The following is a 16,681-nucleotide window of genomic DNA, read 5'->3' as shown; positions in this document are numbered from 1 at the left end:
ATTCGGTTTTGATATAATTATTTTGCAGCCTTTAATGGTTAGGTTTTTTTGAATTTAAATCATCAAGATTTTGATGCCCAACGACAGTGCCATCGTCCATTTCGTTAGGCTGCTGTTGGCTTAATCTTCTGAACATGTTGATTATATTGCCTCGCTTGCCTTGCCTAAACACGGACCGGGATGCGACGGAGGGCGGTGGCGAGCTCGGAGACCTTGACGGGTTTTCTTAAGTAGTCGTTCATGCCGGCTTCGAGGCACTTCTTTTCGTCGCCCTTCATCGCGAGCGCGGTCATGGCGATGATTGGAATCTCACGGCAAGAGACGCCGTGGAACCCCTCGCGGATTGCGCGGGTGCAGGCATAGCCATCCATTTCTGGCATTTGACAGTCCATCAAGACACAGTCGACGGACTGGCTACGGAGAAACTCCAAGGCTTGCAGCCCATTTTCGGCGAGGTAAACCGTGTGCGACATGCGCTCCAGCATTTCGATCGCGACTTCCTGGTTCGTTGCAGAATCTTCCACCAGCAGTACACGGAGGCTTGGCTGTGGACCAGGGTGCTCCTGCTCCACCGGCTCTGCCGCGCAGCAAGCGGGCTCCGGAGGCTGGTTTTTCTCCAGCAGACGCTGAAGGGCGCTGGGGCAGAGCGGTTTATAAAGATGTATGACATTCTCACAGCAGGAGCGGATGCGCTTACCCATGTTGCCCACGAGGATGATGCCCACTTGATTGAGTTCGGTGTCGCCGCGGACTTTCTCGCAGAAGGTCACGCCGTTGACCTCCTCCTGTGCGCCTTCGATCAGCACGAAGTCAAAGGGTGTGCCCTGGCGCTGGGCTTCTCGTAAACGCAGCAGCGCCGATCCGTTGTCGCGCAGCAGTTCTACCTCGCAGCCCAAGTGCTTTAGCTGGCGGCTCATGATCTCGCGGACCCGCGTGTTGCGGTCCACTGCAAGCACGCGCAGGCCTTTGGTAATACGGACAGGCGTCGCCCCAAAATCTTCGCCCACGGAGCGTTCCAGTGGCAGATCGAGCCAGAAAACGCTGCCCTCGTCTTTGCGACTGGTAAACTCCAGCTCGCCGTTCATGAGCTTGGCCAGCTTGCGTGAAATCGCCAATCCCAGGCCGGTGCCGCCGTATTTGCGGCTGGTTGAGCCGTCGGCCTGCATAAATGCGTTGAACAAATTACCCTGATTCGCCTCACTGATGCCAATGCCGGTGTCGCGAATCAGCGTCCGCAGGAACGTGCCGCGCTCAGGGTCGTGCACCTGGTCCAGCACGATGCTCACCTCGCCTTCGTCGGTAAACTTGATGGCGTTGGACATCAAGTTGTTCAGCACTTGGCGATAGCGCAGCGGATCGACCCGTACCCAAGGGGGGACGGTGGGATCAATGTCCAAAATAAGCTCCACGCCCTTATCGTGCGCTTGGCGGGCCATTAGCTGCACACATTCTTCCAGGAGCTCACGGATGGGCGTGTCTTCGGCGTCCACATCGAGCTTGCCAGCCTCGATTTTTGAGTAGTCCAGGATATCGTTGATGATGCCGAGCAGAGAGTCGGCGCTACGCTGAACGGTGTCTGCGAACATGCGCTGCTCTTCGTCGAGCTCAGATTCTTGTAGTAAACTGATCATGCCGACAATGCCGTTCATCGGCGTGCGAATTTCATGGCTCATATTGGCCAGAAACTCGGATTTCAACCGCGCGCCCTCAATTGCCAGGTCGTGCGACGAGGCCAGTTCGCCGTTGGCCTTTTCCAAATCAAGCGTGAGTTGCTCAAGTTGAAGCTTTTGGCGAATCAACTTGTCCTCACTGCGCTCGTGAAGACGGATTTTTTGGTTGAGGAGCGCGTTTTGCAAGCGCACGAGGTTGTCCACGGGTATCAGGCCCAGCAAACCGCGGTTTTTACTGACGAGAATGACGTCCTCATAAAAGCGCTCCGAGCTGCGGCTAAATACGCTGTCGAGCACTTCCTGGATGGGTGTTTGGTCGGGGATGATCTCCGGCGACGGTGCCAAGACCTCGCGAATCGGCTTTTTGCCGTAAATCGAGTAACCAAACTGCGAACCAAGCAGACCACCGACTCGCTCCCGCCCACACAGACCAATGACCTGATGGTTATCGACCACGGCCATGAAATTAAAACGGTGCTCCTGAAAAAGCTTTTGCACCTTGGCGATGCTGGTTGCCCCCGCGACGGCGTGGCTATGGCCAACGAGCTTACGCAAATCCGTCGTTTCCGGCGAATCGCTAAAGTCGAAAGGCATATCGTGGCTCATAGCTGGCTAATTAGGGGCAAAAATTGACTGTCAACCAAGGCAATCTGACTGTGCAGTTTGTCACAAAGCAGATAAAACGCCACTTCAAAGATTCTGCCCGATGTTACACCGCAGTGAAGTTTTCTGCGGTCGTTTTACCAGTAAATCACATTAGGGAGTTGGGTTCACGCTTGCGGCGTCAGTTGGCCCACCCCATGCTTCGCTTAGGTTAATTGCAATGAATATAAGCTATCGTCATACAAAAATCGTCTTCACCCTTGGGCCCGCCAGCGAAAGCGAAGAGCGCTTGGAAGAACTGATCCTGGCCGGGGTCGACATTTGCCGTCTCAACATGGCGCACGCCAGCCACGAGTGGACACGTAATTCCGTGCGCCGCGTACGCAAGGTCTGTGAGAAAGTCGGTCGCCACATCGCCATCATGATGGACGTCAAAGGTCCAGAGATTCGTACCGGGGATCTCCCGGAAAAGATCGAGCTCAAACAAGGCGAGGTATTCGACTTCCTCGTTAGCGGCAACATTGAGGAGAATTTGGAAGACGGCATCCGTGGGGTGACCGTCAACTACCCGAAGTTTGCTGAAGACGTCAAGGAAGGTGCCACGCTGCTGGTGGATAGTGGCCTCGTGCGGATGAAGATCATCGAGATCCGTCCGGGCGACCGCGTGCGCTGCGAAGTGGTCATCCCAGGCCCTATGGGCAATCGCCGTCACATCAACCTGCCCGGCACCCACATCAGTCTGCCGGCCCTCACCGCAAAAGACCGCGGAGACATCGCCCTGGGCATCGAGGAAGGCATCGACTTTTTCGCCCTGTCCTTTGTCCGCGAAGCGGACGACCTCGACATCCTCCGCCGTCACCTGGCCGAGCGTGGTTCGCAGGCTCGCATCATCGCCAAGATTGAAGACCAGACAGCAATCGCCAACCTCGACAGCATCGTCATCGCCTCCGATGCGATCATGGTGGCCCGTGGCGACCTCGGCATCGAGTGCCCTTACGAGCAACTGCCCGTGATCCAGCGCCGCGCCGTCAACAAGTGCATCGAGCAGAAAAAGCCCGTGATCATCGCCACACACATGCTGGAATCGATGATCGAAGCGCCGCTGCCGACCCGCGCCGAAGTTTCCGACATCGCCAACGCCGTCTTTGAAAAAGCCGACGCAATCATGCTCTCCGGCGAAACCACCACCGGCCACTATCCAGCAGAGTGTGTTCGCGTCATGGACCGCATTGCCCGCCAGATTGAGCGCGAAATGCGCAACGACCCGCTGAACAACAATGTTCAGCTCAAGACGCCCAAGGCTCAGATGCTCAAGGCCAGCGCCCAGCTCGCACAGGACCTCAATGCCGGCATCGTCGTGTTTTCGCGTCGTGGTTATTTGGCCGAGGTGCTCAGTGCGCTACGCCCGAACTACAGCCCGATCTTTGTCTTCACCGACGAGCCGCTGCTCTTCAAGCAGATGCTGCTCCTGCGCGGCGTCGAGCCCTTCCTCATGGAATTCTCCGACGAAACCGAAGCAACCATCCAAAAAAGCTTCAAGCGCCTCAAGGAAAGCCAGTTCCGCTGGGCCGCCCCAGGTGACTGGATGGTCGTCATCACCAACCTCATCGTCGGCGAGCGCTCCATCGACTCCGTCCAAATGCGCCAAGTCGAATAGCAGCGTGCCGCTGCACCCAAAGATTTTTGCAGGGCAAAAATGCAGAGAGGCAACGCGACCAGCGTTGCCTTTTTTTGTAGGAACGCGAAGCTTCAGCGAGTGTTGGAGCTTTTCGCGCTGAGCCCGCCCTACGCGTCGATGGTCAGGTTGCCCTTGGGCTTGGCTTGGCAGAGGAGGCAGGCGCCCTTGCCCGGATCGGCGGCGGGCTGGTCGGCGTAGCAGATGTCGCCCTCAACAATGTTCTGCTTGCAAGCGCCACAAACACCGGCGCGGCAGCCAAAGGGCAGCTTCATGCCAGCGGCTTCGGCAAATTCCAGGAGGTTGTCGGCCTGACCGGTCCACACGAGCTCCTGCTTCGACTTGGCAAAGGTCACCTTCGTTTCCGCGTCAGCGGCGACTGGTTTCTTGGGCAGCGGCTTGGTACGCTTGACCGTCGATGGGCCGAAAGCTTCGAAGTGAATGCGCTCGGGCGCGACGTCCCATTCCTCCAGGCCATGCACGACATCGGCCATCATCGGGCCTGGGCCGCAAATATAGAAATCGAATGCGTTGTCGGGCAGCTCCTTCTGGAGAATATCCACGCCAACGCGGCCTTTGTGGTGGAAGTGCACGCCGAGGATGTCGATGTCTTCCTGCGGACGGCTGTAGCACACGCGTAAATTTAGCTGCGGATACTGCTTGGACTGCGCTTCTAAATGCTCCGCCATGAAATGCTCTTCGCGCGAGCGCGCGCCATAGAAGAACCACACCTCGTCGCCAGCGGACAGCCCAGCCTGCACGCGGTGCTTGAGCATCGACAGGACGGGCGTCATGCCGACGCCGGAGCTGATGAACACCACACGGCGAATCTTTTCATCTTCGAGGGTGAAGTTGCCCGCAGGCGCTTTGACCTGTAAAACGTCGCCTTCGCTCACTTCGTCGTGGAGGTAGTTCGAGGAAACGCCGGGCGGGACGTCAGGTTTGTCTGCCGGTGGGGTTTGGCGCTTCACCGAAATGCGATAGTAATCCTGGCCCGGCGCGTCGGAGAGGCTGTAGCAGCGCATGACCGGCTTTTCCTGGCTGGGCACGGCGAACTGAAAAGTCAGGTATTGCCCGGGCTTAAAGTGCGGCAGCGGCTCACCGTCGGTCGGCTTCAAATAGAAGGAGCAAATGCCGCCGCGCTCGGGCTGTTTTTTATCCACGCGGAACGAACGGTAGCCTTGCCAAGCCGGGCCAGCGGGCGCGGCGGGTTGCGGCACCACGGCGGCGGGTGGCTTCTTTTTGAAGAGGCCGAAAAAGCTTTGCAGGATACGCAACGCCTCCAGCACGATCAGCGGCAGGAAGATGAGGATCGTTTGGAAGAGCTGGATTTTTTCGCCAAACGAACGGTGCAGGAACACGAAGGCCGCCGCGAAATACGCCAAGCGGTGGAGGAGTTTCCACGGCTTGTAGCCGAAGAATTTGACCATCAGGTTGCTGCTCGTCAGGAAGAGCGGCGTGAGGAGCAGCAGCGCGATCAGGCCGACCTTCAAATAGAAAAACTCCTGAATGTCCTGCACCATGCTGTCCCGCGCGGGCATCGCGATCAGGTAGCACGAGAAGTGGCTGACCGCGTAAAGGTAGCAGCTGATGCCAATCGCCCGGCGGTGGCCGTTGAACGCTTGCGCGAGGCCCCACTTGGGCAGCAGTCGGGTCAGCGGGGTGAGGCTGAGCACCAGGATCAGCATCCCCATCGCGGTATTTCCGAGGAAGTCCTGAAAGTCGCTAAAGTCCCAGCCCCGGAAATCGCTGGCGTAAAGATTCAGCGCGGCATATGCGGCTGGCAGCGTCAAGAGTGGGAAGAATACAGACTTTTTGCGGAGAAGCTTGGCGATCATGGTGCTAGTATTGGTAAGTGATCACCGAACGCAGACCGTAGCCGGTGTCTGCATTTTCCTGGAAGGTCACGGAGGCGCCCAGCGTCAGGATGAAGTGCTGCCAGAAGCCGTATTCATACTCAGCGCCGATGGCAAACTGCGAGGTACCCGGCCCCTTGAGATTCGTCACGCCGCCGATTTCACCGATGATCTGCTGGTTAATGTCGCCAATGTAATGCTGGTAGCCAACCGCCGCGCCGATCATGTTGCGCCCACTGGAATTGAGCGCGGGTCCGAAATCACCCAAACCCGTCGCGGCAAAGAGAATGCCCGTCTGCCCGAGTGGTCCCCCGGACTCTGCGCCACGGGCGGCGGAGGTGTAGTTGTCGATTCCAAGGAAGCTGTTCAGATACAGATTGTCGACGGTATGCGCGGGCTGCATCGAAAGCTGGCTGAAGATCAAGACGCCGGTGTCGTTGTTGACGCTGGGCTTGTCCAACGCATCGGAGTAATTTATGCTCGTGGTGGTGTTGAGCCAGCCGCCGAAGCGTTTGTTGGCACCGACGGAGACGTTGTATTGGTCGCCGCCCACGGTCGTGCCGCCATCAACAAAGGTCATGTCCACCTGAATTTGTAGGTCGTCGTAATTCCACTGCGTGAAAAGTCCGAAGAGCGACGCGCCCTTGTCTTCCACGTTACTGCCAGCGCCGCGGTAAATGTTATCCCAGCCAACCAAACCCGTGATCGTCGTGCCCGCGCTGCCGAGCAGGAAGAGCGAGGTGCGGGTGACGCCGAAGCTGTCGATCGTGTCGTCGAGCAGCAAGCCGTCCTGATAAGATAAGGCCTGGCGACCGACGGAGAAATCGTAATTCCAGTTGATGTCCGACTCCAGCAAGCCCGGGAAAATACTGGTGAGCCGGCCTTCGAAGAACAGCAACTCGACGTTGCCATTAATCGCATCCAGCCAGTCGCCCTTGGGCTTCCACTGGTAGCCGGAGAACGAGCCATCGCGGTCCAGCGGCGTGAAGCCGATCAGGAAACGCTCAGTCGGCGTGAAGTTGACGTTGCCGTAAACATCGAGCGCGTTGACCCACTCGGTAGTCTGCGTCGTGCCATCGTCAAAGGTCTGCACGGCGCTCGTGAAGTCGCCGAAGATAAAGAGCTGCGGATTCCAGACGGAGCCCGTGGGAACCTCGAAACCCTCGCTGATCGGGCCCGGCCCGAAGAAAGGATCGCCATAGCTCAGAAGCAGGTTTGGGCGGTCGGGCAAGGTGGCCAGCGGCACCGCTTCGTCGAGCAAAGCGCTACGCTTAATACGGGTGACGATGCTGCGCTGGTCAGCGGTCGGCGCCGGTGACTCTTCTTTGGCCTTGGGCTGATCGACGAGTTCGCCTTCCTGTAGAATCTGGTTATCGATCGGAGTGGCATCTATTGGCACAAAGTAGGACTCAGTCCGGCCAGTGCTGGCAAGAATTGCCTTGCCGGATCTAAAGCCCGGGGGAGGTAGAGGAGCATCGTCGCCAACCAGTTTTTTAGCCTCATCTTTAACCTTGGCTGCCTCCGTAGAGAGCGCCGCCTTGGTCTGGTCGTAGTCTTTCATCACATCCGCTTCGACCGTCTTGGTTTCCTTGCCTAACTCAGTCTTCACCTTGTTGTAATCCTCCTTGGCGTCGGCGCTGAGAATCTTGCCCTCGGCCTCCGCCTTCACGACGGCGGCATCGATCTTCTGCGTGGCGACCGCCGCGGCCTGGTGAAAGTCCTGCGAAGCTTGTTGCTCAAGTTTCTTCGCCTCGTCGATGGCCGCATTGAAATCCTTTTTCGCGACAGCGGCAGCTTTCTTCGCCTCGGCTTTGACGACGGCTTCCGTCTTGTCCGCTGCGGCGACGAGCTTCTTTTTCGCGGCAGCCAGGTCGGCATCCATCTTTTTAACGGCGGCGTCCTTGGCGGCCTTGGCCTTGGCCAGATCGGCCTCAAACTTCTCGTGCGCGACCTGCTTCATCTGGTGCGCTTCATCGAGAATCTTCTGCCACTCGGATTTTTCCTCGGCCTGTGCGGCGTCTTCCGCCCACGCCAATGGCGACGCCAACACTGAGGCGCAGAGGCCGAGGCGCATCCAGCGAATCAACTGTCGGGTGGGCGTCATTTGCGATGCAAGAGCGATTGGATGTAAGTGTACCACCTGTTCTGAGCGTAAGGGTCCTTGTCCGTGGTGACGATCTCTTCCTCCGTCGGGCGCAGGTCGATGTGCGCCGTCGGCGCGTCGAGCACGATGTTGTGCTCCCACAAAGTCAGCGCGCCGCCGACGAGTCGCTCGCCAATTTGTTTAGCCGATAGACCGTAGTCGAAGCCAACGCCACTCACGTCCCAAACCAAGTGCACGGGCATCATCTGCGAGATGAACTTGATGTTGACCATGTACGGCCCCTTGCCGGTCAGTTGGTCCTGGCGGACTTTATACGTGCCAGTGCGGCTGCCATTGGGCGGTAGGCTGTTGACCGCCTTGCGCGTGTCCGGCGGGTGGCCGACGAGCAGGCTGGAGGCAGTGTTCGGGCGAATAAACGGCTGCGGTGTGCCTGAGTAATCGACCGTCAAAATTTCCGGACGCTGGCCGCCGCGCAAGTTGAGCGCGAGGAAGTCCGACTGAAGGCTCATCAGGAATTCGTCGTAGGGGACCTCACCATTGTGCACGTAGCGGGAGAGGTCGTCGCGCAAGTCGCCGTTGGGGTCGCGGTCGCCCGATTGGAAAACCACCGTGCCCTCCTTGTCCGTCACGGTGACTTGCACAAACACCACGCGCTCGGCGTCGAAACCGGTCGGCACGGCGTGGCCGTCGGTGCCGTTTTGAATGGTGAGGTCAAACTCGATGCCCTCGTCGTTGTTTTGCGTGAGCTCAAACGAGCGGAACTGATAACCGCGGCGCAGCAGCTGCAAGCGACCGACGTTAAACGTCTCCATGCGCTTGATCTGGTTGTCGATGAAGATGCGCGCGCGGATGCGGAGTTTGCGGTCGCGCCAGAACTGCGGGAAGTCCGTGGAGCCGGCCTTTTCGAGCTCGAACTTGGCCGAGCCCCAACCGGCGGCGTAGTCGAAATTAAACCACTCGGGGAACGGCGCAATCGCGGGCCCTTCGACCGAATGCGGATAAACGCCGGCATGAATGATCGAATAGTCCGGCCCGTGGAAAGAGTGGTCGGTGAGGCGCTGGTTGGGAGTGGGCTGTCCGCCGATTTCTGCTACCGGCCCATGGTGATAGCCACTGAGCGGTTGGCCGGGCGTCTTCGACATGTGGCAGTCCTGACAAGTCTGCCCCTTTTCGGCGGCGGGCGAGTTGAGGAACTGCGTGTAAGCCGTCTCCAGGCGAAAGCCGTTCTGGCTGTTCACATCGTGGCACATCCCGCAGAACACGGGCTTCTGGAAGACGCTGACTTTCTCCGTGCCCTTGTGGATCTGCTCGGCACCGGGGTTTACATCCGGCGACGGCGACACGTAGTAGCGCGCAATGACCTCCTTGATCACCTCGTTGCCGAGCGGGCCATACATTTCGTCGTAAATCGGGCCTTCCTTCATCGGGAAGCGGCCTGAGACGCGGCCATACTCCTCGTCGAGGCGGTGGCAGACCACGCAGGTGACGCCCTCGCGTGAGATCGGCGCGCGGTTTTCATTGGCGGTAAAAAGCGGCTCGTTGAGCGTCATGCCAACCGGCGTATGGCAGCGGATGCAGAAGTCGCCATTTGTGCCGCCGGTGCGCTCGATGAACGTGCCCTGCATGGCATTGAAAATCGGGCTAACCTGCGCATAAGCGTGCCCCGAGGCCGCCCAGCCCTCGAAGTGAAACGGGTGGCAGACCGAGCAATCCTGCGCGGACGGGAACTTTTTCTGGGTCATCAGGTGCAAGTGCGCCTGGTCGGCCACGTGCTTGCTGAGCTCGGGGCTCAGGTCGGTGGCGTCCCAGAAATGACCTTCGGCCATCTCCGTGGGATTCTTAAACATGTGGTCCTTGGCCTCGATCTGGCGGGCCTCGTCGTTGACTTGGTGCTTAACTTTGTGAAAATCGTCTTTCGCGGCCTGAATCTCCGCCTTAATCGTGTCTTCCAGCGACGCGCTAGCCTGCGCGCCGACACAACAAGCCAACGTGAAAATTGAGTAGCCGACCAATCTTTTGGTGAACACAGTAGAAGCCATTAGCATGACCATTCATAAAATTACTATGGCCCAAGACCAGACGAAAAATGCACCTACCCTCTAAATAAGGGGAATTAAAGCCATCGCCCCAATGCATAAAGCCTCCGTTCGGCTCTAGAGATAACATGAAGTTGCCGGGTTGAGCCCTTGCTGGACCCGGCAACTGATGATAGATCAAAAACAATACCTGGCCGTTAAGCTCGGCATCGATGTTCACGCTGACAGCTACGTGGTGGTTCGTCAAGTTGATGGCAGCACGCCTCAGACTTCGCAAAAGTTTCGTACTCGTGAGTCTTTTCTTCGCTTCGTGAGCAAGCAGCAGTCTGAGGCCGAGCAGGTGTATGCCTGTTACGAGGCTGGTCCGTTTGGCTGGAGTCGTTTCAACAACCGCCGCCAAGTCAGCAGCTACACCGGACTGTGCCCCAGCGAACACTCCTCGGGCAAAAAGCGACGGCAGGGCCACATCACCAAACACGGCAACCCGCGCGTGCGCGCCAAGCTGGTCGAGTGCGCCTGGCGCCTGGTGCGCTATCAGCCCGACTACCCGCCGATCCAAAAGTTCCGCGCCGCCTTGCTGGAAAAGAAAACCTCCCCGGCAGCCAGGAAAAAAGCCATCGTCGCCGTCACACGACGACTGGCCGTGGACCTGTGGCGACTCTTTACCGACCAAACCACCCTCGAGCAAATCGGCCTGCTCATCAAACCGTCAATAGGATAACTTCGCTCAAGATAAACAAAGTAGAAAAACACCAACCAAACAAACCTTTCGGTGAAGGAGCGCGTCTGGAAAAGTGTATGGGCAAAGCCCGTTCTAGAGATGAGACCGCCTGCCACCCTCAAACGACATTGAATACGTCATTAAGCGCCGAGTAAATCGCGCGCGCATAGCAGTATAAGCCGCTTGAAAACAAGCGAGCAAACGAGGGAGGACTTCAACCAGAAAAAAATAACAAACAGCATGCTTGACTCAAAAAACTTCATAGCAGCATTTTTCTTCCAAATTCTCCGATCAGGCCGCAGTGATCTAACTGCGTGCGGACAAAAACCGTCTGGCAGGGGCCCTGAGTGATCGGCAGATATTAATTCAACACTCCCTAGTAGGCGAAGGCGGCTTGGGAGGCATTGCCAAAATTGGATGGGGTAATGGCGGTGGTCTTGCCTGTTTCGCTGTCGAGGATGACGAGCTTGGTTTTACCGCCGCGGAATTCTTCGGTGAAGATCAGGTGGCGCCCATCGTTGAGCCAAATCGGCTCCATGGCGTTGCCGGACACGCTGGTCAACGCTTTGGCGGAGCCTTGCCCAAACTGGTAGAGCGCTAGTTCGAAGCCGCCGCCCATGCTACAGGTGAAGGCGATCTTGGATTCGTCGAGCGGGTTCCAGGTGGGTTCTGCGCAGTAGCCGGAAATGTTGGTGGGGATGCGCTGGAGCGCGCCGCCCTGGCTGGGAATCTCGTAAAGTTGCGGCGAGCCGGCGCCGGAGGCCACGATGAGGCGCCGTCCGTTGGGCGACCAGGTGGGGTCGGCTTCGACGGTGCGGTTGGTGGTGAGGCGTCTGGGCTTGCGGGACTTGTTGACATCCTGAATGTAGAGCTCGGCATTGCCAGGGGAGGAGAGGATGAGCGCGACGTTTTGACCGTCGGGGCTCACGGCGCCGCCAGCATTAGTGCCCTTGTAGGCGGCAAAGGGCATGCGGCGGCCGGTGGCCAGATCCTGCTTAAAGACGTCTGAACCGCCGGTCTTGTAGTAACTGCGGTAGAAAATCGTGCGACCATCTGGCGTGAGGTAGGGGCGCTGGGCGTTGGAGCGGTCGTTGGTGATGGGCCGCGCGTTGCGGAAAAACAGGTCGCCCATCCAGACTTCGCGGTTGCCGGTGCGATCGGAGATAAAGGCGAGCTGGCCAGCAAAAAAGCCGGGCTTGCCCGTTAACGCTTTAACGGCGGCATCGCAGGCGCGGAGGGTGGCGTTGTTCAGATTCGAGCCGCTGACCGTGCCTTGGTAGAGGACTTGCGCCGGGTTGCCGGAAATGACTTTGACGCTGCATTGCGTGGCGCCCAGCGGCGTGAGCTTTACGACAGCACGGGCTTGTGAAGCCTTGACCAAGCGGAAGGCACCGTGGCAGTTGAAGGCCATTTTGCCAAGGGTTTCGACGGACGCATCAGAGCTGTCCACCGCGATGGGCGTGACTTTTTTGGCAATGGTCTCTTCAATAACGAACCCCTGTCCAAAGGCGTTAAACGAAAGAGCGAAGAGTAGGCCGAGCAGTGGGCCCATGAGTCGAAACAAGCGCATGTTTGAAGAGACAATCACGACGGCGTTTCGGTTCAACTGGAATTTAAAAAAATATGCCTCATGGGGATTGGGGGCGATCCTTAGAGGGCGTCTAAAAAGTCTGATCGAGTCGGCGAGATGTATTCGGGAGGCAAAATTTCGGCTTCTGAATCGAGGCGAAACCAGTTTCGTCGAGATGAAGAAATGATATTTTGACCCCGAAGATGCTCTCCGGGGAAGACCACTTGAGTTTTTAGACGCCCTCTTAGAGGGTAAGTTTCAGACTACATCTGGTGGTTGGCCATTTGGTCGGCGGACCACATGGGGCCGCAGTCAGCGCGGAATTCCTGCCACATGGTCATGATATAGGGGCTGAGCGAGTTGGCTCCGCGGGCTGTGCGCTCCGGGTGGCTGAAGTAGCGGTCGCAGTAGTCAAAGAAGGGCTCGTGGTTCCACGTGTCGCGGGCGCCCATGATGAGAGCTGCCAAGGCGAATCCTGGGGCGACGCCGCCGTTGATGTCTCGATACATGGCGCTCATGTGCTTGTTATCCGAAGCGGGCTTGTAGGCGTGGCGAATGCCCCACTCGGGCAGGCCGATATCGGCTTGGCTGTAGGGGGTTGCCTGGCCTTTTTTGACGTTGCGGTGATCGGGGCTCCACGCGCTGCTGTTGGAGAGCGCGACGTCTTCCTGCGATACATAAAAATAGTTTTGGTCTTCCTGAAATTCGACGCCCTGATTGAAGGTGCGGTCCCAGTGTCCCGCGTTTTGCATGTGCTGATCATCAAGCATGAGACCGGCGAAAATGATGGGCCATTTGCGCCCGAGCCCATGACCGCCATTCGCGCGCCAGCCGCCGCCATTGTCAGCGATGCCGGTGGAGTCGATGCCATACTGAATGAGATACATGGCCAGCTCACGCTTTTGTTTTTCGGGGATGGTGGTGTTTACCATTAGTGAGGCGTTGACGACGATGTTACCCATGTCGCGTCCGTAGTTGGGCATGTGTTCGGAAGGGTGGACCATGGCGCCCAGGTATTCGAAGACGTGATCGACCCAGGGCAGCTTAATGCTCTCGATGACTTGCTGGGGGTTGGGTGTGTTGGTGGGGGCGGGCAAATGCTTTAGGCGGTCCCAGTGGACATCACTGAGGGTGTACTTTATGGACTTGTCAGCGCCAACGTAAGGTGGGCGGAAGGCGTTAGCGGGCGGGGTTTGGTCGAGCACGGTCAGCACCCCGGCGCTGCGGGTGGTGGGGCGGGGTGCCTGGGTGCCGCCATTGAATCTGGGAGTGCCGGGCTCTGCGTCGTCTGTGCTGTTATAGAGCCAACTGGTCATCGAGATGAGTGTTGAGCCGGTGGGTAGGCGCAGGGGGTTGTCGGCGGCGACGGGCATGCCGTTGGGCAGGGAGGCATTGAGTGATTCGTCGTAGCTACTCAAGGCGTCGTCATAGCCTTGCTTTTCACGATCTGTGTCACCGGCAAGTGGATTGACCATTGAGCCGTTCTGACCTTTTCGAGGTGTGTATTGGGGCGAGTTTTTAGAGTTGGTGATGCTGATGACCTCCACCGGGCCAATGACCCACGGATCGCCAGTGACGAACGTGCCCGTTTCCGCAGGTTTGCTGAGTTTCCAGGTAATGCCGTTAGCGGTAATGGTATCCGAGACAGCTGCTTGCAGAGATAGTGCTAGCAGGGCCGTGTTGATCGCGAGAAGGGGGAGGTAAAGCTTCATTACGTGTTATATCACTTGAATGATCGGGCGATGGCAAATAATTTTTTTGCCATGAATGATAAGCTGTGGGTCGTTTAAATTGTCTTTGGAGCCTGTATCCTTGGTTGCTATTTTATATTCCGTGCCTATGAATGAGTTCATGGATACATTGGCGCTTCATGAATACCTCAAAAACACCCAGTCCGCGGATGAATGGTGGTTGGCCGTGGATGGCAAGATAATGGACAGTCCGATGGCATGCTCCGAGGTGGAGCGTATTTGTGGTGAGCTGCCGCGATCGCGGATGCATGTGATCCATGTGGATCACGCAGATCGCGAGGATAGCAGCTGGATCCAAGTCCAAGAGAAGGCCAAAGCAAAGCAGAGCAGTGAGGATGATATATCTGGCGATGCCTCTGACGAACGTCTGGCGATGCTGGAGGCTAAAGTCGAGCTGCTCCAGCATACACTGGACGCTATGATTGATATGTTGCGTGAGCTGGACAGCTTTGACCAGCTTCGGCAAATGCTCGACGAGCGTGCGAATTTTATTCACCAGTCCGAGGAAGCGCTGATTCATCAGACTATGGAGTTTGAAGAGCGTAGTGCAGAATTGGAGCAAAAGCGCGAAGATCTCGGTTTGGATTGATTCACCGCTCTTTTTGCCCTCTTTTCGCTAATTTACTGACAGATTTCCCCATGATTGAAGCCGAAACCATCGAAGGAACCTTAGTCCTTACTATCAACAGCTCAGCCCTCGACGCCGCCAACGCGGTTTCCGTTAAAAAGGCGATGCAGGAAGCCATAGAGGCGCCTGGTGGCGCAGTCGTCGTAGATCTCAAGCAAGTGGCGCTGATTGATAGTACTGGAGTTGGCCTGCTGCTTGGTATCTCCAAATACAATGAGGCAAAGATTGGCCTGCGAAATGTGCGTCCTGAGGTGATGGGGGTGCTGACACTGCTCCGATTGCAGAAGGTTTTCGAGATTGAAGGCGGCTAGATTGAAGCGTCCTGATATCAGTGAAATTCGCTTCAAAATAAGTTGTGCGCTTTCGCCCGTTAATTGTTTTGAGCCGGTCCCGTAATGTTGGACAGGTTACTATCACAAACTATGGCCACTTCGATTAACCTCGACTCCTCTACTGTGTCCTAATGTTTTAGGATATACGCGTAAAAACTGGGAGTGTTCAAAGGAATTTGTTCGATATTTTGTCGCATTTGGACACCGCTTCGCAGCGTAAAAGCAGCCTGGATCGGTTGGCGGCGATCGACTGGGATGCTGGGGTGTTCGAACTCTTCAATGCAAAGCTTCGCGAGTTGCGGCTGATTGCCAACTGCGGCAAGATCATCGATGCCAGTTTCGTCGAAGCTCCGAAGCAACGCAACGGCCGTCACGAGAACGAACACATCAAGCGCGGTGAGGTGCCTGAGCGTATTGCCAAGAAGCCGCGACGCCAGTGTCAGAAAGACCTCGTGGCCCGTTGGACCAAGAAGAACAACCAGTCTTATTACGGCTACAAAAACCACGTGAAGGTCGATGCGGCCAGCAAGTTTATCGAGACTTTCACCGTTACCGATGCCGCCGTGCACGACTCCGCAGCCCGTTGAAGAACTGCTGCGCGAAAGCGACCGCGATACCGTGCTGTGGGCCGACAGCGCCTACGTCAGCCCAGCTATCGCCAACGCTTCCAATCGAACCAAACGCAAAGCCGCCATCAGTGAACTGCTACGCTGCATCGGAACCGATCCGATTCCGGTTCGACCGAACCGCTCTGAGCCCAGAGCGGTCAAACGAAGGCCCAAAGGATACCAATACCTCACTGCGCCAAGAAAACAGATGGTCGTCGCTTCCTCAAGAAGGCTGAAATGAAAACGATTGGGAACCAAATCTTAGCGCCATTCACGTCTGACCCTGTCCCCGCGCTTCCACGAAAAAGCCTACGTAGGAAACTCGCAATAGCCTACATAGGAAACTCGCCAAAGCCTATACGGTTGTTGCCGAAAAGCCTACGTAGGAAACTCGAAAAGAACCGCTCGGTTCTTTCCCCAGTACAGCATCGGTTATCGACCAAATACAGCCACTGTTGTTGCTTCAGTACAGCAGCGGTTCTTTTTGAAAACACAGGTGTGGGAATTGAAATAACATAGCACAGGGTCAGGTGTATCCCTCAATGGAACGACACAGACATCGGTAACACTTTACACAAGGACATAGGTTACAGATTTGTTGGTTATTGGGTGGTTAGGACGGGAGGTCAAGCTCGTGGTTGGGTGGCACGCTCTCCGTCGCTTGGCTTCGGCCGTCCCCGAAGGGGTGCTGCGTAGCGGCAAGGCTGGAGCCAAGCGACGGAGAGCGTAGAGTTGCTTGAAATTATTCATTCAGGACGACGGGCTCTGGGTTCTTTGTCCGGGCGAATAATCAATGCCTTTGGGCGCCAGGCGTCGTGACTATCGAACTCAAGGTTTCCCAAGTGGAGATTGGCATAGTGCAATTCGATGATGCCTTTGTCGTTCTCGTATACACCAACACGACAGCCAGAGTAAATTTCGCTGAGATAAAAGTTCGAGCCCCGGTAGGAAAGGTGCCCTGCCCCACTGATCCGCTTGACCTGATAGTCCTGGGGATACCGGATTTTGTCTTTTTCACCGAGGCGCTTTGCGCTGTTGCGGTAAATGTCGGCCGGTCCAAGCATGTCCAATGCTTCGTGCGGACGCTCATGGTTATACGTAAGCGTCCGAGCTCCATCCCACTTGAC

11 protein-coding genes and 1 pseudogene are annotated in these 16,681 nt (G+C 57.0%); 5 read left to right on the top strand and 7 right to left on the bottom strand.

Annotated features, from left to right (window positions below):
• Positions 1–164: 164 nt before the first annotated feature.
• Positions 165–2,276 (bottom strand): response regulator, encoded by a 2,112-nt coding sequence (locus tag RBB62_RS18915; RefSeq protein WP_309400815.1) that lies wholly within the window; start codon positions 2,274–2,276, stop codon positions 165–167.
• 217 nt (positions 2,277–2,493) lie between these two features.
• On the opposite strand from RBB62_RS18915, the gene pyk reads away from it, so the two are divergent.
• Positions 2,494–3,930 carry a pyruvate kinase gene (pyk, locus tag RBB62_RS18910; RefSeq protein ID WP_309400814.1) on the top strand — a complete coding sequence of 479 codons (1,437 nt, stop codon included), beginning with the start codon at positions 2,494–2,496 and terminating at the stop codon, positions 3,928–3,930.
• Between the two features lie 128 nt (positions 3,931–4,058).
• Here the strand turns inward: pyk and RBB62_RS18905 are convergent, their stop codons facing one another.
• The 3 genes from RBB62_RS18905 to RBB62_RS18895 are packed head-to-tail and all read right to left on the bottom strand — an operon-like array spanning position 4,059 to position 9,935.
• Complete coding sequence (locus tag RBB62_RS18905) at positions 4,059–5,786, bottom strand: ferric reductase-like transmembrane domain-containing protein (RefSeq protein WP_309400813.1); 1,728 nt, start codon at positions 5,784–5,786, stop codon at positions 4,059–4,061.
• 4 nt (positions 5,787–5,790) lie between these two features.
• On the bottom strand, positions 5,791–7,908 hold the full coding sequence (locus tag RBB62_RS18900; protein ID WP_309400812.1) for a hypothetical protein: 2,118 nt from the start codon (positions 7,906–7,908) through the stop codon (positions 5,791–5,793).
• Positions 7,905–9,935 (bottom strand): multiheme c-type cytochrome, encoded by a 2,031-nt coding sequence (locus RBB62_RS18895; RefSeq protein WP_309400811.1) that lies wholly within the window; start codon positions 9,933–9,935, stop codon positions 7,905–7,907. Before RBB62_RS18895 ends, RBB62_RS18900 begins: the two co-directional genes overlap by 4 nt.
• Before the next feature lie 178 nt (positions 9,936–10,113).
• Between RBB62_RS18895 and RBB62_RS20350 the strand changes: the two genes are divergently transcribed.
• Entirely contained in the window at positions 10,114–10,665 is a 552-nt protein-coding gene (locus tag RBB62_RS20350) for a transposase (protein ID WP_425499903.1), read from the top strand.
• A gap of 376 nt (positions 10,666–11,041) precedes the next feature.
• On the opposite strand, the gene RBB62_RS18885 is transcribed toward RBB62_RS20350, so the two are convergent.
• Complete coding sequence (locus RBB62_RS18885) at positions 11,042–12,235, bottom strand: TolB family protein (RefSeq protein WP_309400809.1); 1,194 nt, start codon at positions 12,233–12,235, stop codon at positions 11,042–11,044.
• Between the two features lie 263 nt (positions 12,236–12,498).
• Positions 12,499–13,947, bottom strand: coding sequence for a hypothetical protein (locus RBB62_RS18880; protein WP_309400808.1), 1,449 nt, complete (start codon positions 13,945–13,947; stop codon positions 12,499–12,501).
• 127 nt (positions 13,948–14,074) lie between these two features.
• Between RBB62_RS18880 and RBB62_RS18875 the strand changes: the two genes are divergently transcribed.
• From RBB62_RS18875 to RBB62_RS18865, 3 genes are all read left to right on the top strand, one after another.
• The gene (locus RBB62_RS18875) at positions 14,075–14,575 is read left to right on the top strand and encodes a hypothetical protein (RefSeq protein WP_309400807.1); all 501 of its coding nucleotides are present in this window, start codon (positions 14,075–14,077) and stop codon (positions 14,573–14,575) included.
• 50 nt (positions 14,576–14,625) lie between these two features.
• Positions 14,626–14,925 carry an STAS domain-containing protein gene (locus tag RBB62_RS18870; RefSeq protein ID WP_309400806.1) on the top strand — a complete coding sequence of 100 codons (300 nt, stop codon included), beginning with the start codon at positions 14,626–14,628 and terminating at the stop codon, positions 14,923–14,925.
• A 218-nt stretch (positions 14,926–15,143) separates the two neighbouring features.
• On the top strand, positions 15,144–15,533 hold the full coding sequence (locus tag RBB62_RS18865) for a transposase (RefSeq protein ID WP_309400805.1): 390 nt from the start codon (positions 15,144–15,146) through the stop codon (positions 15,531–15,533).
• A gap of 767 nt (positions 15,534–16,300) precedes the next feature.
• On the opposite strand, the pseudogene RBB62_RS18860 reads toward RBB62_RS18865, so the two are convergent.
• Positions 16,301–16,681, bottom strand: a pseudogene (locus tag RBB62_RS18860) (hypothetical protein); the annotation flags it as partial.

The organism is Cerasicoccus maritimus (assembly GCA_031296935.1).
Taxonomy (GTDB): domain Bacteria; phylum Verrucomicrobiota; class Verrucomicrobiia; order Opitutales; family Cerasicoccaceae; genus Cerasicoccus; species Cerasicoccus maritimus.
This window is presented reverse-complemented; position numbering and strand designations above follow the sequence as displayed.